The organism is Legionella pelazae, assembly GCF_052527395.1.
On sequence record NZ_JBNVZS010000002.1, the window covers coordinates 17177 to 36924 of the forward strand.

Consider the following 19748-nt stretch of genomic DNA (forward strand, 5'->3'; position numbering starts at 1 on the left):
AATTGAAGGATAAAGTAGATAAGAATGATTTAAAGAAAGCACTCTTAGATTTAGCTAAAGATGCAGGCATTCTACTTTCTTATGAAAATGCCTGGAAAAAAAAGGTAATAGCGACAACTGATGTAATTCTATGCCTTTTAAAACGCTTAGGAATTCCTATAGAAAGAATTGAACAAGCGCCTGAGTTTTTAAAAAAATCGATTGAAAATAGAATTACTGAAAAGATTGATAAAAATATTGTCATCTGGGACGGTAAAGTTAAAGATATACCTATTCTTTTAGCTGAGAACGAAATAAAAGGCCAACTAAATTATAAGATTAAGCTTGAGGACGGATCTTTGATTGAAGAATCAGTTGAGCTTAGTAAAATTAAATCAAAGCGCAAACAAGCACATGGCGTAAAATACATAGAAAAATTAATTTCTCTGCCTACACTACCACTGGGTTACCATGAATTAAAAATAACTTTTTTATCAAAAAATTACTCAAGCTTGTTAATTGCAGCGCCCACCAAACTTTATACACAAAATATTGATAAAGAGCGGTGTTATGGCATGTTTGCCCCAATTTATGCGCTTCATGATGAACGCACAAAGCATTGTGGTGACTTATCAACGTTTGCCTTTTTTTCTCAATGGTTAGCTGACCAGGGGGCCAAGGTTGTTGCAACCATGCCTTTCTTTGCTAGTTTTTCTGAAAGCCATTGTGAACCCAGTCCTTACTCGCCCGTTAGCCGTTTATTCTGGAATGATTTATATCTTAATTTGCATCATCTGGATGATGAAACAGAAGAGGAAAGCTATGCAGATAGCAATGAAAATTTAAAAGACAACGGTTTAGTTGATTATCCAGCGGCAGCCAAATTAAAGAGACAGCAGTTTGAAAAATATATTGATTCCTTTTTAGCTGATTCAGAATTGCAAGAGGAAATTAATGCTTACCGCAAAAAGTGCCCTTTAATTGATCAATATTCCCTTTTTAGAGCTAAAAATGAGGTAGATAATCAAACCTGGCATGCTTGGACTGCTAGAGAAAAGAATGGCAGGCTCAAATTAAATGCCAGTCTAGAAAAATACTATAATTACCATCTCCTAGCACAATGGCAGTTTGATAAGCAATTAAAGGCATTTAAAGAAGAACTTAATAAACGTGGGCAGCTTCTTTATTTAGATTTACCTGTGGGCGTTCATAAAGATGGCTTTGATACTTGGTATTTTCAGGATAATTTTTTAGAAGGGATTAGTATTGGCGCGCCTCCCGATCCTGTCTTTAAACAGGGCCAAAATTGGGGAGCGCCACCTTTAAGCCCAACAACTTTAAAAAATACGCACTTCCACTACTTTATTTTAATGTTGCGCAATATTTTTCAATATGTTGACATTTTACGCATCGATCATGTGATGAGTTTCAATCGCTTATTTTGGATTCCTGATAATTTTCCAATTGCTGAAGGCGCTTATGTGCAATACCCAGCAGAGGAAATGTATGCCATTTTATCCATTGAATCTAATCGTCATAAAGCGGCTATCATTGGTGAGAATTTAGGTTCTGTTCCACCTATAACGGATGAAATGATGCAACAGCATGACATGATTCAGATGAATATTACCCAATATTTATTAGAATCAAAAATGCAACTTGAACCTACACATGAATTGATGCTTACTAGTTTAAACACACATGATATGCCGACTTTCTTTGCATTTTGTCAAGGCTTGGATATTGAAAAAAATAAACAAGAAAAAAATTTATCTTCAAAAGAATATCATGACGCTATTCAGACACGGAAAAAGCAAATTTTATTCTTAAGGGAGACTTTAGCTAAGCACAAATTAGATGAAGATAATTTACTTGAATCAAGTCTTAAATTTCTCGCTGCGAGTAAAGCTAAAATTTTAACTTTAAATATTGAAGATTTATGGCAAGAAACTGAGCCTCAAAATATACCTGCTAGTGGGCCTGATAAACCTAATTGGCGCAGGAAATTTGCTTATTCTATTGAGCAGATTAAAACAATGTCAACTGTAAATCATCTCTTGCATATAATAAAAGAATTAAGGCCAGAAAAAGCTAAAATTTCTAAAAAGCCTAAACAGCTCTCTCTGGTAAGTAAAGATGACTTATATTTATTTAATGAAGGAACACACTACCAGCTCTATGATCATTTAGGCGCTCATTATATTTCTAAAAAAGGGATAAAAGGCGTTTATTTTGCAGTATGGGCGCCTAACGCACAGTATGTTTCTGTTGTAGGAAGCTTTAATTTTTGGAATCGTGGCGAAAACCCTATGTCCACAGTAGATGACTCTGGAATTTGGGAAGCTTTTATCCCCAATGCGAACCCAGGTGATTTATATAAATTTTATATTGAATCAAAGTATCATCACTACAGGACAGAAAAAGCAGATCCATTCGCCTTTTTGCAAGAAGTGCCGCCAAACACAGCTTCTATCGTTTGGCATTCTAATTATCAATGGCATGATGAAGAATGGATGAATAAACGGCGGGAGCATCAACGCTTAAATGCACCTATTTCTATTTATGAAGTCCATTTAGGCTCTTGGCGGCGAGTCCCTGAAGAAGGAGGACGTTTTTTAAATTATCGCGAACTTGCACCTTTGCTTACAGAGTATGTTGTAAAAATGAATTTCACCCACGTTGAATTCCTACCTATTATGGAGCATCCCTTTTATGGCTCTTGGGGATATCAAACACTTGGGTATTTTGCCCCAACGGCCCGTTATGGCAATCCAGATGATTTTAAATATTTAGTTGATTATCTACATCAACATAATATTGGTATCATACTTGATTGGGTGCCTTCTCATTTTCCAAATGATGAACATGGTTTAGCTTATTTTGATGGTACCCATTTATTTGAGCATAGTGATCCTAGAAAAGGGTTTCATCCCGATTGGAAAAGTGCCATTTTCAATTATGGCCGCCATGAAGTGAAGTCATTTTTAATTAGTAGCGCTTTATATTGGTTAGAGCAATATCATATTGACGGTTTACGTGTTGATGCAGTTGCTTCTATGTTGTATTTAAACTACTCACGCTCTGAAGGTGAATGGATTCCTAATGTTCATGGTGGTAACGAAAATTTAGAAGCCATTGATTTTTTACAGACCTTAAATAAAACAGTTTATCATTATTTTCCTGATGTTCAAACATTTGCCGAAGAGTCAACTGCTTGGCCTGGTGTTTCAAAACCTACTTATATTGGTGGTCTTGGGTTTGGTTTTAAATGGGATATGGGCTGGATGCATGATACGTTGTCTTATCTTCACCTTGATCCTATCCATCGTCGTTTCCATCAACATCGACTATCTTTTCGGATGATTTATGCGTTTAATGAAAACTTTACCCTTTCTTTATCGCATGATGAAAGTGTGCATGGTAAAGGCTCTTTATATTCTAAAATGTCTGGCGATGAATGGCAGCGTTTTGCTAATTTACGTTTGTTATTTGGCTACATGTTTGGCCTGCCGGGTAAAAAATTACTCTTTATGGGTAATGAGTTTGGTCAAAAGAGTGAGTGGAATCATGAAGTAAGTATTGATTGGCATGTTTTGGACTGGCCATTGCACCAAGGTTTACAGAAATGGGTTACTCATTTAAATAAGCTTTATAAAGAGGAAAGAGCATTGCATGATTTTGATCATGAGGCGGCTGGTTTTGAATGGATTGATTGTGAGGATGCTCACAGTAGTGTGTATAGCTTTTTACGCAAATCAGCTAATAGTGAGCTAATATTAGTAGTACTGAATTGTACGCCTGTGACTCGATTTTTTTACCGAGTTGGTGTCCCTAAGCAAGGTAGATGGAAACTTATTGCATCAAGTGATGCAACACAATATGGTGGGGCAGGCAATCAAGACAATCTATTAGATACGGAAAAACACCCATTTCATTACAGAGATTATTCAATTAGCCTAACGTTACCAGGCTTAAGTGTGAGCTTTTATAAATGGATAGAAAAATAACAAGGACATTAGGTGCTAACCTGGCTCAAGATGGCTCCTGTACATTTTGCGTATGGGCCCCTTTTGCTAAACATATGCAAATTAAAATCCTTTCTCAAAATGGGACGATTTATTATTTAGAGATGCATAAAGGCGAGGATGGTTATTTTGAACTCACCACGTCTAGTGTCACAGCAGGTGATCGCTATTACTATTGCTTTGCAAACAAGTCGCTACCCGATTTAGCTTCTGATTATCAGCCTGAAGGGGTTCTTGGGCCATCAGAAATTATTAGTAAAACAAGGCCTAAATCTTGGCAGGCAACGTTGTTAGCCGATTATATTATTTATGAACTACATGTAGGAACTTTTTCCCAAGAAGGTACATTTACGGGCATTATTCCCTATTTGAAAGAACTTAAAGCACTGGGTATTAACGCCCTTGAACTTATGCCAGTCGCACAATTTCCAGGCGATAGAAATTGGGGTTATGATGGCGTGCTTCCTTTTGCTGTACAAAATACATATGGTGGACCGCAAGGTTTAAAGCAATTAGTAGATGCGTGTCATGACTTAGAGATAGCTGTTATTTTAGACGTGGTTTACAACCATTTAGGCCCAGAAGGAAATTTTTTTACTGAATTTGGCCCATACTTAACAGACAAATATAGCACGCCTTGGGGTAAAACCTTAAATTTTGATGGCGAATACAGTCATTGTGTGCGGAATTATTTTATTGAAAATGCGCTTCATTGGTTTTCTGAATATGGGATTGATGCACTACGCTTAGATGCTTTACACGCAATTGTTGATACTTCTGCTTATCCTTTTTTAGAGGAACTCGCCGATAGAACAAGAGCGCTATCTCAAGCTTTAGGACAGGATTTTTATTTAATTGCAGAAAGCAGCGCCAACGATCCAAGACTTATTAGGACTAAAGAAGAATATGGGTTCGGGTTGCATGCCCAGTGGAATGATGATTTTCACCATGCTCTACATACCCTTCTTACTAAGGAACGCAATACTTACTATCAAGATTATGGCGATATAAAACATTTTCTAAAAGCCTACCAGGAAGGTTATGCCTATTCAGGTGAATATTCTCCCTTTCGCAAGCAGCCACACGGTGTAAGTTCACAAGCTATTCCAGGCCACCGCTTTGTGGTTTTTATGCAAAATCACGATCATATTGGTAATCGTCCTAACGGCGATCGCTTAACACGTATCCTTTCACCAGCACAGCTTCGCTTTGGAGCAGCTTTATTATTTTTCTCTCCTTATATTCCACTTATTTTTATGGGAGAAGAATATGGTGAAATTGCACCATTTCAATATTTTATTAGCCACACAGATGAACAGCTTATTGAAGCAGTGCGTCAAGGGCGCAGACAAGAATTTGCATTTCATGAAAGTGTTGAGGTGCCTGATCCTTATGATCCTAACACTTATCATCAAAGTAAATTAAATCATGATCTTAAAGAGAAAAAAGAACATCAATGTATGTGGCGATATTATCAGCGACTTATTCAAATTCGCCGTAACCACCCAGCCTTATTTGAATTAAACAAAAATAACTTATCTTTTGAGCTGTTCGAAGATGAAAAGTTATGGTTAATCAAACGGACTAACAGACAAAATGAAATCTTACTTATTGCTAATTTTTCTAATGAAAACTTTGATTATAAGCAACATATTAATACAGAGGGGTTAAGGTTATTGTTAGACTCCTATGATTATGAATCAGTAGAGCTAGCGCAAGAACACCCACAGTTTAATGCTCAACTTAAGCCGTTTGGCGTTTTACTTTTTGAAAGGATAGCAGAAATTGACTAATAAATACCTTTGTATACACGGCCATTTTTATCAACCACCACGCGAAAATCCTTGGTTAGAGGCTGTGGAAAATCAGGAGTCAGCAGCGCCTTATCATGACTGGAATGAACGTATTACAGAGGAATGTTATGCGCCTAACGCAGCCTCTAGAATTTTAAATTCTGAAGGAAAAATTACTGCTATTTCTAATAATTATGAAAAAATGAGCTTTAATTTTGGACCTACGCTACTTTCTTGGATCAGTGAAAAAAATCCACACTTACTTGAGTTATTACGTGAGGCAGATACTAAAAGCCAAGAGCGTTTGAATGGCCACGGAAATGCACTTGCTCAATCTTATAATCACATGATTATGCCACTTGCTAATTCAAAGGATAAATACACACAAATTTATTGGGGAATTAAGGATTTTGAGTATTACTTTGGCCGTAGTCCTGAAGGTATGTGGTTATCAGAAACAGCAGTTGATTTAGAAACATTGGATATTATGAGTGAGCTTGGTATTAAATTCACCATTCTTGCGCCCAATCAATTACAGCATGTTAGACGTCTTAATAGTGATGAAGATTGGCATGGTGATTTTACAATAGGGACACCTTATTTACAGCATTTACCTTCTGGCCGCACAATCACTCTTTTCTTTTATGATGGCGGTGTTTCTAAAGCAGTTGCTTTTGAAAAATTATTAACGCACGGAGAACATTTTGCTCATCGTCTATTAGATGCCTTTCCGCCGCAATGGACAACAAATACTTTAATGCATATCGCTACTGATGGAGAGACCTATGGTCATCATCATCCACATGGTGATATGGGTCTTGCCTACGCACTTCATTATATTGAACATCAAAGCGATGTTGCAATTGTAAACTATGGTTATTTCCTAGAAATTCAACCACCTGAGTTTGAAGTTGAAATTTGGGAGCATTCTTCTTGGAGTTGCGCGCATGGTGTAGAACGCTGGAAAAGTAATTGTGGTTGTAATAATGGCCAAGGTTGGCATCAAGAATGGCGAGGTCCATTACGCCAGGCTTTAGATTGGCTACGTGATAAATTGATTCCTGTGTTTGAAAAGAGAGTAAGCGCTTTAGTCAAAGATCCTTGGGAAGCTAGAAATGATTATATTGAAGTCATTCTCAATCGTAGTAAACAAAGTTCATTTTTAGCAAAACATGCAAAAAAGAAATTAAAGCAGCATGAAAAGGAAATTGTTTTAAAGTGGATGGAGCTACAACGCCATGTGATGTTGATGTATACAAGTTGCGGTTGGTTCTTTGATGAATTGTCTGGCATTGAAACAGTGCAAATTATGAAATACGCTGCCCGTGTTATTCAGTTGCATACAGAATTAACTGGCCAAAGCTTTGAAGAAACGTTTATTGAAAAACTAGCCTTAGCGCCCTCTAATTTCCCCCGTTTTAAAAATGGCGCTCAATTATACAATATGTTTGTTAAACCGCTTCGCATTGACTTATTTAATGTATCTGCTCACTTAGCTGCAAGTTTACCTTTTATGGCTTATGAAGATAAAGTGGCCATGTATTGCTACGAATGTGAATTGATTAATACACAAAAAACAATTGAAGGTAAAACCCAGTTAATTAGCGGTGAGTTACTTATTACTTCTAAGCTAACAACAGAGTCATTAAGGGTTTGGTATTGGCTTTTTTATCAAGGCGATCATAATTTAATATGTGCAATTAAGCATCCGCATGAGTCCTTAGAACAAATAGGCAAAACATTACACGAGACGTTTAGTACTGGCGATATTTTTCAGGTTGTAAAACTATTTGAAAATTACTTTGGTGAAGATACTATTTCTTTACGAGACTTATTTTACGATACGAAATTAAGGATTACCGAAGAAATATTGTCTGCTTCTTTAGCCGATTTAGAATTAAATTATCGACGCTTCTTCGATGAGAATGCGCCGATGATTAATTTTATTTCTGATTTAAGTATTGAGTTACCAAGGACAATTAAAAGCGCTCTTAATTCATTAATTAACACTGATATTGTACATCTCTTCCTAGGCCCGAATCCAGATATTGAAGATTTACAATCGATATTTGATAAAGCAGAGCGGTTACACGTTCGATTAGATCAAGAAACCATCGAGTTTCATGCAAATCATATGGTGCATGATAATGCCATGGTGATTGAACATCATATTAATGATAAAGATTTCTTAGAATACTTAATTAAATTAGTGGCTCTTGTAAAAACAATACCGGTCAACGTTAACTTATGGCATATGCAAAATGAAGTGTATAAATTATTAAAGGAAAATAAACAAAATCAGCAAAATCCTCTTTTAACAGAGTTAGCTAACCAACTTGATTTGGAGATCGAATATGCATATTCCGCTAGCGACGTATAGAGTGCAGCTTAATAAAGATCTTCCCTTTGAGAAAGTTGAGCTCCTGTTAGATTATTTAAAAAAGTTAGGTATTTCTGATATCTATACTTCACCTATTTTGCAAGCACAACCTGGAAGTACGCATGGTTATGACGCAACTAACTATGACGAGGTAAGCCGGGACTTAGGAGGTTACGAAGGATTTAAGCATTTTTGTTTAAGGTTACAGGAAGAAGGCTTGAGTCTTTGTGTGGATATTGTGCCTAATCACATGGCATCTACAGAGCATAATATTTATTGGCAAGATGTTCTTAAAAAGCAAGAGGATTCAGAGTTTGCTTTTTTATTTGATGTCAATTGGGCGCATTCTAAGGATAAATTAGTATATCGCCGCTTTTTTGATATTAATGAATTAGTTTGTATGAGGGTTGAAGATCCAGAGGTTTTTAATAAAACTCATCAACTACTCTTTTCATTAATTAATGAGAAGTTAATTCAAGGTCTTCGTGTAGATCATATTGATGGTTTACGCAGTCCAGCAACTTATCTTAAATGTTTAAAAGACCATACTGGCCCTGGATTTTATATCATTGTAGAAAAAATATTAGGTTTTAATGAAACGCTACCAGAAACATGGTCAATTAATGGAACAACAGGGTACGATTTCTTAAATCGTTTAAATCAAGTTTATGTAGAGCCAGCTGGTTTAAAAAGAATTATTACCTTTTATGAGTCATTAACTCACTCAACAAAAACAGTTGAGCAAATTCGTCAAGAAAGTATTATTTTAGTGATTGAAAAATTATTTAATACTGAATTCCAAAATCTAGTTACCACGCTACAAGAATTAATTGGTGAAGACGAGGCTGAAGTAGGCATTATCTTGCTGCAAATTTGTGCTTTAATGCCAATTTATAGAATTTATGGTAACCAAGATTTTTATTCGCCCCAGGAAAAAGAATTAATTAATAATATTCTTGAAAGGGTAAATACTAAAAGACGTGATTTACTAGAGAAAATCAAGCAGGTGCTGTTATTAGAGTTTAATGCAGATTTCAATGAGCAGCAAAAGCAACAATGCGCTAGATGGTTAAGTAATTGGCAAGTTTTAACGGGTCCTTTAATGGCTAAGGGATTTGAAGATACAACGTGCTATAGGTATAACGCCTTCCTATCATTAAATGAAGTAGGCGGCGCACCGGAATATTTTACAAGAGCAGGCAAACTTCAAGATTTTCATGCTTATAATGAGCTTAAACAAGAAAAATGGCCTGCTAGCCTAAATGCTACTTCAACTCATGATACAAAACGCAGTGAAGATGTACGAGCCAGATTAAATGTTTTAAGTGAAGTCAGTGAAGAATGGATTTCAACGGTCAGGATGTGGATGGAGCAAAATCAGTCTAAAAAAACTATAATAAATCAGCAATTAGCGCCCGATGATAATGATGAAATAATGCTCTATCAGATTTTAATAGGCATTTGGCCCTTTAATGGTATTAATCAACCGTTTAAAGAGCGTATACATACTTTTTTAACCAAAGCACTAAGAGAACGCAAATGCCATACAACTTGGTTTGCGCCTAATGAAGCTTATGAAAATGCAATCATTAATTTTTTTGAGTCTTTGCTCAATGATCAGTGGTTTTTAAAGAGCTTTACGACACTGCAAAAGAAGGTAGCCTTTTTTGGTATGTATAATTCCCTAGCACAAGTAGTCCTAAAAACAACAGCGCCAGGTGCACCTGACTTTTACCAAGGTTGTGAAGGCTGGTGTTTTAGTCTAGTTGATCCTGATAATCGTAGCTTAGTCGATTATAGCTATCTTACTTCTTTGCTGACTGATAAGCCCTTACCTGATTTATTAAAAACTTGGGAAGATGGCCGGATTAAATTAAACACCACTCGTAAGCTTCTGGAAATAAGAAGCCGCTTTAAAAATGTTTTTATGCATGGAAAATATATCCCTTTAGAAGTGCAGGGTAATTTGGCAAAACATGTTATAGCATTTGCAAGAGAATTTGATAATTCCTATGTAATTATAGTTTCCTTACGCTGGACATCCCAATTAATTAAACCTTCTGAAACTTGGTCTAATTCGGCTTTTAGCCAAGATGATAAAATAATGCTGCCAAAAATGTATAATCGATCATTTCGCTCTCTTTTAACAGATGATGAAATTGCAAGTACTGACGATTCTATTTTAATAGCGGATATTTTAGAAAAACTGCCTTTTAATATTCTTTGAAAAAGATTTAGTTAAGATAGTAAATTAAACTTCACAGGCTATTAAGACTAGCAAATATCTTTTAGGCCAAACTAGTATTTTTTTACTCTAGCTCCTATTTTTAGTAATTTCTTTAGATTCTTTGTTGCCAATGATAAAAGTAAAATTATTTTTTTTTGACGGAAATACTCGACATACATTAGCAGTATGGGGACAACATTCCAAGCAAAAGTCCAAAACTAATGGAACACGCTCATTTTCAGCAATATTAGTGAATAGGTGAAATTACTAAGATACTTTGATTTTGCTGATTATTTTTAGTAATTAATTAAAAATTAGACCTGGTTTAATCTTCGGTAAATAAAGAGAGAAAAATTATTGACCCTCTCTTCTTAACAGCTTGCTCTTTTATCTGCTAACTTCTATAAAGTATAAAAATAGACTTGTTGGAGCAAAAATTATGCAATGGTCTATAATCAATGTTATTTAGTTGTACATGTAAGAGGTAGGCTGTGGATTTTTATGATGCTGATTTTTATAGCATAATAAGGGCATTAATTTTTTTCATGATGATTGGGCTATTTATTGTATTAGAAGCTTTTTATTCATTTCACAGCCTGGGTAAGGAAGGAAGAAAAAAACGACGATTATTGAATTGGTCTTTAGGCCTTATAACCCTAATTACTATTCTTCCTTTAAGCACGCTTTATGCTGCTTTGCTTTGCGACAATTATAATATTGGACTTTTCCAGTTCTTTAACGCTCCTATCTGGCTAGTGTTTCTAGTATGGTTTTTAATTAATGATTTTATATATTATTCTTATCACAGATTGAGTCATGCCTATTCATTTTTATGGTATTTTCATAAAATTCATCACTCTGATAAATCTATAAATGCTACCACAGCGCTGCGTATTCACCCCATTGAATACTTTATGTTTAATATTTATAAAATTAGCATGATTGTTGTATTTGGCCCATATTTTCTAGTTGTCCTGGTTTACGATATAGTTAACTCTATTATTTTAATTTGGTCTCACTCTAATCTTAAGTGCAATGAAAAAATAGAGCGCTGGTTAAGTGCATTTATAGTAACCACAAAGACTCATCTTCTTCACCATGTAATGGATAAAGATACTAGAAATTACGGGCTTATTACTCCCCTATGGGACAGGCTATTGGGGACTGGTTGCAAACCTCTTTTTGATGAGAAAGAGATTAATAAACTAGAGCTAGGGTTAAATACAAGTAAATCTTATGATAGTTTGACCAATATGCTGATATTAGATCGTCTAATGGATGCAATTAAGAAAATTAACTTCACCCATTTTAAATATAGTTTAATAACATTTGCCATTATAATGGGATTTTGGGGTTTAGCATTGTTATACCCTGCTGTAACTCAAGGACTTCTTGGAATTAATTTCTGGTGGGCAGTCGTCTATTTAGCCCTGGCTTGTCATTTTACTATGATTGTGATTTCTATTTATTTACATCGAAGTGAGACGCATCGTGCTGTAAAATTTCATCCTGCCATACGTCATATTTTTAGATTCTGGCTTTGGCTTGCAACAGGTACCCCCCGACGAGATTGGGTTGCTGTACATCGAGCGCACCATCAGTCAACCGACACCGAAAATGATCCCCATAGTCCAGTTGTCTATGGCCTGAAAGCTTTGTTTACATCAGGCTTTGAACTTTACCATAAGGCAAAATCTAATAAAGAAGTCGCCAAGTACGGTATTATTGGTGATAATGATTATTTAGAAAGACATTGGTATGGTAAGTATTCAATATTTGGGCCGATTATTTTACTAATCATCGAAATGATTTTATTTGGCGTTTGGGCTATTCCTTTGTGGACATTGCAAATGATACTTCAAATCCTGTTTCAGGCCAGCGTTATCAATGGCTTAGGCCACCATCTTGGGTATCGAAACTTTGAAACTAAGGATAATTCATATAATATCACCCGTTTTGGTTTTTTTGTTGCTGGTGAAGAATTGCATAATAATCATCATCAATACCCGGCTTCTGCTAAATTTTCCTATTACCCTAATGAATTAGATATAGGATGGATTTATATTCTCTTACTTAAAAAACTTGGCTTGGCAAAAATTAAGTTAAAGCCATTAGCAAAGGCTCAGTTAGAGATCAAAAATTATCAACTAAAAGAAGAGTAGCATTAAGTATTAGCTATTTAATTAGGGAACTTAGATACAAAGAGATGATAATTTTCTATTCTATTATCTTAATGATTTATGGTCTAATATCATGCAAAGAAGATAAGCCAATTTAGCTCTTTTATTACTGCAAGGGATACCGTTAGTAATGTGTTAACAAAAGGGGCAAAGGTTTTTTGATATTGATTACCTTAAGCTGAAAGATTGTCTTCTTGCGATATCCCCCTTATGATCAGCGCCTTTTATCTCTAATTGTTAGTTAATTAATTTAGGATTTTCATGAAAAAGATTATTCTCACAGGCGATCGCCCTACTGGAAAATTGCACTTAGGGCATTATGTTGGCTCATTAGCTAATCGCATTAAGCTTCAAGATGAATATAATCAATTTGTCATGATTGCGGATACTCAAGCGCTTACTGATAATTTTGAAACCCCTGAGAAGATTATTGAAAATGTTTATGAAGTTGCTCTAGATTACTTAGCAGTTGGTATTGATCCTGTTAAGTGCACTATTTTTATTCAATCACAAATTCCAGAACTTGCTGAGTTAACAACTTATTATTTAAACTTAGTAACGCTTGGCCGCTTAGAGCGTAATCCTACTGTAAAGGCAGAAATTCAGCAGAAAAATTATGATTTATCGATTCCAGCAGGATTTTTTTGTTATCCAGTTAGCCAGGCTGCTGATATTACCGCGTTTAAAGCACAAGAGGTACCTGTTGGCGACGATCAAGTTCCTATGATTGAACAAACCAATGAAATTGTCAGGAAGTTTAATCGTATTTATAATACTAATTGCCTTAAAGAAGCTAAAGCTATCCTTAGTAAGACGCCACGTTTAGTGGGTATTGATGGGCAATCGAAAGCCAGCAAATCCTTAGGTAATGCGATTTTCCTTGCTGATAATACGGAGGAAGTTAAACGTAAGGTTTATATGATGTTTACAGATCCTAATCATTTGCGAGTTAGCGATCCGGGTCAGGTTGAAGGCAATGTCGTTTTTGCTTATTTAGATGCTTTTCACCCAGATAAAGAAGAAGTTGAAGCTTTAAAAGCTCATTATAGACAAGGTGGGTTAGGGGACTCAGTGATTAAAAAATTGCTAACAGCAACCTTAGAGAGTTTATTAGAGCCTATACGTGAAAGACGAGCGTCATTAAAGCGTAGTGAATTACTCGATATCCTAATTACAGGAACACTTGCGGCACGGGAAGTAGCTAAAGAAACCCTTATAGAAGTAAGAGATGCAATTGGGTTACGTTACTTTAATTAATGTGAGTTCGATATAAAAGAGATAAAGGCTTTTATATCGCTAAATTCACATCATAAATTTAATAGGAAATGGATGTTCTTACGGGTAATTCTTTTTTTAATATTTTTAAATAACGCTGTATGTTGTTGGTCTGCTTGTTCTTTTAAGGATTCTAGTAATCATGCAGCGCTTGCCACCCATGATGCTTTGCGATTAATTGTTGAACGAAGTAAAGAGTGTCCAACCGATGTTTTTGCATTCCGAGCTCTCCTTAAAGGTAAAAACTTAACCTTAGATACAACATTAGTGGCTAACCGTGGTTTTCATAATCCAAACCTTGGTAGCTTTAGTCTATTTGAAATAGTTAGAGGACAGGCAACGGGTATTCCTCTAATAAAACCTGGCGAATTTTTCTTTGGCCATTTTACTGATATTGACGAGCAAAATCGTTTAATTGCGAATCAACAGCCTATAAAAGGCGCTTTAATGATTGAAGCCATTGCCTGGGATTATGAAAAAAAACTATTTAATTTCTATGAACTGCGTGGTGATGGCAGAAAAGGGCAATGGTTTTATCGCGGCAATTCATTAGATATTTTTGCTGATAATAAACAACTTCATTTGCAAAGCGATCCCATTCATCCTCAATTTGGCCAGCGGCTGCGTTGTTCTGGTTGCCATGGCCAAGGTGGGCCTATTATGAAGGAGATAGATAAGCCCTATAACGATTGGTGGACACAAAGTCGACCATTAGACTTTGGCGGTATAGCGCCACCCACTAAGCTTTATACTTCGTTGCAAGCTTGCTCAGCTCAGTCATGTACTTATTTGTACGCTCCTTCGCTTCGCTCACTTGCGCCTTGTTTAAAACTTAGTGGGCGACGCTATAGAAAGCCAGATGATAATTTGTCTACAATCTTAATAAGTTTAGTTTCAGCAGAAAAATTAGCACATAATGTTAAAATAGGTATGAACAAACTTACTCAAAATTCTCCATATCATCATTTAACATGGCAAGAGCAATTAAGGCCTTTGTTTTGCCCAGTTGAAATTAATTTTATATCTGATAATTTGCCTAACGAGTTAGGTCAAGCCACCATTACAATTCCTAGTCATTTTTTCATTGATTCAAGGTTACTGCCTGTAACAAAAAACTCATTTATCACTGTTTCCCGTCATCATTATCAAGCAGCAGTCACAAAGGCTTTAAGTCATTTCCCTGAAACCAATCAAACAGATGCTGATCATGCTTGGCTTGCGCCAGTAAAGGCATTATCAGATCAATTAGCAATCCAAGTGCTAGTTGATAAAGACTTAGTTACTGATAAATTTATTTCTGATGTATTAGCTATCGATATTACTAACCCTGCTTTTTCAAATAAACGTTGTGCTCTTCTACGATATCTTCCTATTACCTATACTTCTAATTGGCTTGCTATTTTTATTGATAATCTTAAGCATGCTAAAAATCAGGCTGCTGAGGAATTATTAGCAAATCTCATTGATACAACGCATACCAAAGAATTTTATCAAAAGAAAGCCGAAAAAATTATTCATCAATGTCAGAAAAAACTAAGCAAGCGTAGTAATGTTGAGAAAATGTATGCACTCTTATCGCAAAGAAGGGCTGAAATTAAGGCTTCTGAAATTTCAGCCAATCCGCTAGGACAAATTTTAGAGCCTGGCTTTCGAGTTATTTTTCCAGAGAATAATTTAGCCTCGCTACCTGGACAATTGACGCTTGATGAGGACTGTAATATTAGAGCTCTTGCATAACCTGCATCTTTTACTTTATTGTTATGTTGCAAACGTTTCTGCGGTTAAAGACCAAGCCAACGAATAAATTGCTTGGTAGATTTTAAGCTAATAAAGGATTGGGCATCAAAATAAATATTATATTCTTTAGTATCACCATTCTCTATTAATGATGCACTGTTAAGCCTTACATCTTTTGCCTTACCTAAAAGAATAATTTTCATTTGTGTTTGATAATAACCCCGGCGCATTTTGACCTCAGGAATAATGAAATAAACTGCATTTAAATCATCTTTGTTGGTATTAAGGAGAATATTACTGGTAACTACTAAAGTTTTAAATTCAGAGCCATTAAGGGCAACATATTCAGTATGATTAATTTGCCGACGCAGCATCCTACTCAGTGGTACTTTAGCCTGAAAGAAGCGTTCATAATTATCAGCTGTAACTGCTAAAATAGGTTCATTTTCCTCTCGCTTATTATTTTTATTTAAGTCCACAAAAAGAATTTCTTCTTGTGGAATACTATCTGCATCAGGCTTTAAGTCAGGGAACAGTTTTGCATCATCATTTGCTATAACCGGCTCACTATCACAATTTAGAAATTTTGATTTTGCAAACCACTTATCACTTGGATAATAAATGACTAACAGTGCTTTATCTTTGATAGTATTAATGATTGATTCACTCAAATGTTCAGGCAGAGCAGGGCAGCCCCAACTGCGGCCAGCTCTACCATACTTCTTTATAAAATTTTCTTCAACATACCAGCCTGGGTGTATAACGATAGCACGCCCTGCAGCATTATCATTAAAACTTTGATCTAAACCTGTCAGTTGCAAAGACAAGCCTTCACGGCCACGATAAACTTTATCCGTTTCATAAACCCCAATACTGCTTGCTTTACTATTATATTTATTAGAAAAATAATTAGATAACAACGTGCCTGAATTAATGCCATGTGAAACATAGGTATGAAAGAGTAACTTTTTCTGATTTAAATCAAAAACCCAAAGTCTTTTTTCACTAGACGGCAGAGAATAATCAATAACCGCTAAAATATTATTATGCTCAACATTATATATGGTTGCACACTTTAAAGTAGTTAATACTTTATTAATGACTGCGCCACTTAATAAATAATCTTTATTTTGTAACATTGCTTTAATTTCATTGAATGGGTCAATTTGTACATCGCTTTGTACGCTAGAAGGATTAAAAAGAGACGTGATTAAACCCATTAAATTATAAGTATTAGCTACTTTTTGCTGGAAAAAATCAAGCGAGGGCATGGAAAAACAAGTTGATGTAACTGCTAAATATAATAGCAGGCCTTTTATCATGAGCTTTCCTCAATTACATATAATAATTTTTAACCCCTTATCAATTAATATAGCCTAAGCTAACGATTTAATGATGATTTTTTCAATTTAAATAAAATTTAGGGTTTAATAATTCTTTTGGCGCTCATAATTTTTATAATTACAAACAAATAGCTAAAGGTGCAGAAATGCCTGAAAGTGCAAGTACTAAAGCTTATTGATGTTAATATTATGCAAACAAAATAGGTGGATAGTACGGAAAACCGTAAATCCACCAATTAAGTATTTAGGACTAAATATTATGATAGAGTTCTAATGAACTTAATTAACCATTTACGATCACGCCACCATTAGGATGTAAAACTTGGCCTGTCATGTAAGATGAATCAGCAGAAGCTAAATAGACATAGGCAGGTGCCATTTCTGAAGGCTGGCCAGCGCGTTTCATAGGCACCTGATTGCCAAATTCGGCTACTTCTTCTTTGGAAAAGGTGGCTGGAATTAATGGCGTCCAAATGGGTCCTGGTGCGACAGCATTAACTCGAATACCTTTTTCCACTAAATTTTGTGAAAGAGAGCGGGTAAAGGCAATAATAGCTCCTTTGGTAGATGAATAATCAATTAAATGATCGCTACCTTTGTAAGCTGTTACGGAGGTCGTATTTACAATAGTACTACCTTCTCTTAAATGAGGCAGCGCAGCTTTAATCACATAGAAGTAGGAAAAGAAATTTGTTTTAAAAGTCTCTTCTAATTGCTCACAGCTAATATCTTCAAAAGATTGCTGTGGATGCTGCTCGGCACAATTATTAACGATGATATCTATGCGGTTAAATTGTTTAATTGTCTCATTAACAATTTCTTCACATGCTTGATAAGTTTGTAGATTACGAGCAATTAAGTGACATTGGCCCCCTAATTCTTCCTCAATAATCCTTTGCGTTTCTCTAGCATCTTTTTCTTCATTTAAATAATGAACGACAACTTTTGCGCCTTCTAGAACAAATGCACAAGCCACAGCGCGCCCGATACCGCTATCGCCGCCGGTAATTAGAGCGACTTTATCTTTTAATTTACCACTTCCCTTATAGGAAGGAGAAAGATATTCAGGCTTTGGCGTCATTTCTGCCTCAATACCAGGTTGCTGATTTTGATGCTGTGGTGGTTGTTGTTTTTCTTGCATACATCCTCCAATTTTTAAACAAAAGTCATAAGATGAAGTAGCTTAACTTCATCTTATATTAGAATTTAATTAAATTTCTAGATTAGCTAATTTTTACTTATGACGTAATATAGAAGATAAGAAAAAGCCAAGCGCACTAGCCATAATTAAATAAGGAAGTGGCCTATCTACGATTTTTTGTATAGCGGCGCATGAACAGTTTTTAACAGTAGCACAGGCTTTAGAAATGTTATCGCGTCTATTGTGGAAAAATTCAATAAATCGTTGCTTAACCCGTTTATACCAAGGTCTGTGACTAAAGTGATCTTGATATTGTTCTTGCTGTAAATGATCCATTTTACTCTCCTTATCCCTAAAAATAGTTAATCTCATTATTAGCTATCTTTAATTAATAATAGACACTAAATACGTTATCGCAAACTAAATGCCTATTAATTTTTGAGCAAGAATTTTTAATTAATCAAAGATTTAAAAGTTTAAATGAGTTTAATTATAAATTATTATTTGTTATATATTATTTAGAAGTTGCAAAATTCTATTTTAAGTTATAAACATGACAGATTTAGCACAAATTAGAGACAGATAGCGTTATATGAGCCATTATCCATTGAAATTCAAATGGTAATAAGTGATAAACAAATAAGAGGTTACCATTATTAAAAGAAGATAATATACATCGCTAATATAAACGTGTAAGTGTTATTAAGTTAATAGTCTTTTCGTTTGCCATTTGTATAATTTATTTTCTAAAAAGGTTGTTTTACCAATTTGCGCACTTCTATAAGTACTTCTTTTACGCAGGCGGGAGTTGAAAGACTCAATAAATAATTAACCGTTTTTACTATGTCTTCCGGGGAAAGCATTTCTTCGCGTGGGAAATCTAACAAATCCATCATAGATGTATTAGTATAGCTTGGACATAAAGCGGTTACCTTTACGCCAGTATCAATGAGTTCTTTCAATATGGATTCGCTTAGCCCTACTACACCAAATTTCGAACTAGCATAACCTGCTAAGTTAGCTCCCCCCATTTTGCCTTGCCGAGATGCTACATTAAAAATATAACCAGAAGATTGTTTCTTCATAATAGGTGCAATTTCATGAATACAATTGAATGTTCCAAATAAGTTGACTCTTATGATTTCCTCAAAACTTTGAGGGCTCATATCAATACCTCCAATACGTGCTATACCTGCACCATTGAACAGTATGTCGATTTTATTGTGTTGAGATAAAATTTTGTTAACGGTCGCTTTGACCTGTGTTGAATCGGTAATATCAATATTAAAAGTCCTCAATTGTTTTTCAGGTTTGAGTTGATATTTTTTATTTAATTCATGAGTTAACCTAATCAACTGTTCACGCTGTTGGTCGACTAAGGCTACAAAATAGCCATGCTTGATAAAATTTTCCGTTATCGCTTGACCAATTCCTCCTGCGGCTCCAGTAATAAATGCAACTTTCGACATTTATATGATCCTTTTCTTTAAATTTAATAATTAATATGGCATAAGAGCTGCCTATTAGGCTAATTACATTGTGCTTCTAAATCGCTAGTAAATAAAATACCTACTGCGAAATCAATACATCACCCGTAATCTTTTCTTTATGCTTTAATTTCGTCTCCTCAAGTTGTGCCATTTTATAAAAAATCTGGTCTTAATAAGA

General features: G+C 35.2%; 11 protein-coding genes. 7 read left to right on the top strand and 4 right to left on the bottom strand.

The features are described from left to right. Positions 1–2 precede the first annotated feature (2 nt). From glgB to ACQUW5_RS02500, 7 genes are all read left to right on the top strand, one after another. Positions 3–3986 carry a 1,4-alpha-glucan branching protein GlgB gene (gene glgB / locus ACQUW5_RS02470; protein ID WP_444989629.1) on the top strand — a complete coding sequence of 1328 codons (3984 nt, stop codon included), beginning with the start codon at positions 3–5 and terminating at the stop codon, positions 3984–3986. Continuing rightward, positions 3971–5797 carry a malto-oligosyltrehalose trehalohydrolase gene (gene treZ / locus ACQUW5_RS02475; protein ID WP_444989630.1) on the top strand — a complete coding sequence of 609 codons (1827 nt, stop codon included), beginning with the start codon at positions 3971–3973 and terminating at the stop codon, positions 5795–5797. Before glgB ends, treZ begins: the two co-directional genes overlap by 16 nt. Next, positions 5790–8177, top strand: coding sequence for a DUF3536 domain-containing protein (locus tag ACQUW5_RS02480; RefSeq protein ID WP_444989631.1), 2388 nt, complete (start codon positions 5790–5792; stop codon positions 8175–8177). Before treZ ends, ACQUW5_RS02480 begins: the two co-directional genes overlap by 8 nt. Further along, positions 8152–10404 (top strand): malto-oligosyltrehalose synthase, encoded by a 2253-nt coding sequence (gene treY / locus ACQUW5_RS02485; protein WP_444989632.1) that lies wholly within the window; start codon positions 8152–8154, stop codon positions 10402–10404. Before ACQUW5_RS02480 ends, treY begins: the two co-directional genes overlap by 26 nt. Positions 10405–10895: 491 nt before the next feature. After that, the gene (locus ACQUW5_RS02490) at positions 10896–12566 is read left to right on the top strand and encodes a sterol desaturase family protein (RefSeq protein ID WP_444989633.1); all 1671 of its coding nucleotides are present in this window, start codon (positions 10896–10898) and stop codon (positions 12564–12566) included. Positions 12567–12845: 279 nt separating this feature from the next. Next, positions 12846–13841, top strand: coding sequence for a tryptophan--tRNA ligase (gene trpS / locus ACQUW5_RS02495; RefSeq protein ID WP_444989634.1), 996 nt, complete (start codon positions 12846–12848; stop codon positions 13839–13841). 72 nt (positions 13842–13913) lie between these two features. Then, a complete protein-coding gene (locus ACQUW5_RS02500; RefSeq protein ID WP_444989635.1) occupies positions 13914–15596 on the top strand; it encodes a hypothetical protein in 1683 nt (560 codons plus the stop codon). A gap of 44 nt (positions 15597–15640) precedes the next feature. Here the strand turns inward: ACQUW5_RS02500 and ACQUW5_RS02505 are convergent, their stop codons facing one another. The 4 genes from ACQUW5_RS02505 to ACQUW5_RS02520 form a co-directional block, all read right to left on the bottom strand. Then, positions 15641–16918, bottom strand: a complete 1278-nt coding sequence (locus tag ACQUW5_RS02505) for a murein L,D-transpeptidase catalytic domain family protein (RefSeq protein ID WP_444989636.1) — start codon at positions 16916–16918, stop codon at positions 15641–15643. 304 nt (positions 16919–17222) lie between these two features. After that, on the bottom strand, positions 17223–18080 hold the full coding sequence (locus tag ACQUW5_RS02510) for an SDR family oxidoreductase (protein ID WP_444989637.1): 858 nt from the start codon (positions 18078–18080) through the stop codon (positions 17223–17225). A 93-nt stretch (positions 18081–18173) separates the two neighbouring features. Further along, positions 18174–18416 carry a hypothetical protein gene (locus tag ACQUW5_RS02515; RefSeq protein WP_444989638.1) on the bottom strand — a complete coding sequence of 81 codons (243 nt, stop codon included), beginning with the start codon at positions 18414–18416 and terminating at the stop codon, positions 18174–18176. Positions 18417–18826: 410 nt separating this feature from the next. Beyond that, the gene (locus ACQUW5_RS02520) at positions 18827–19549 is read right to left on the bottom strand and encodes an SDR family oxidoreductase (protein ID WP_444989639.1); all 723 of its coding nucleotides are present in this window, start codon (positions 19547–19549) and stop codon (positions 18827–18829) included. Positions 19550–19748 lie beyond the last annotated feature (199 nt).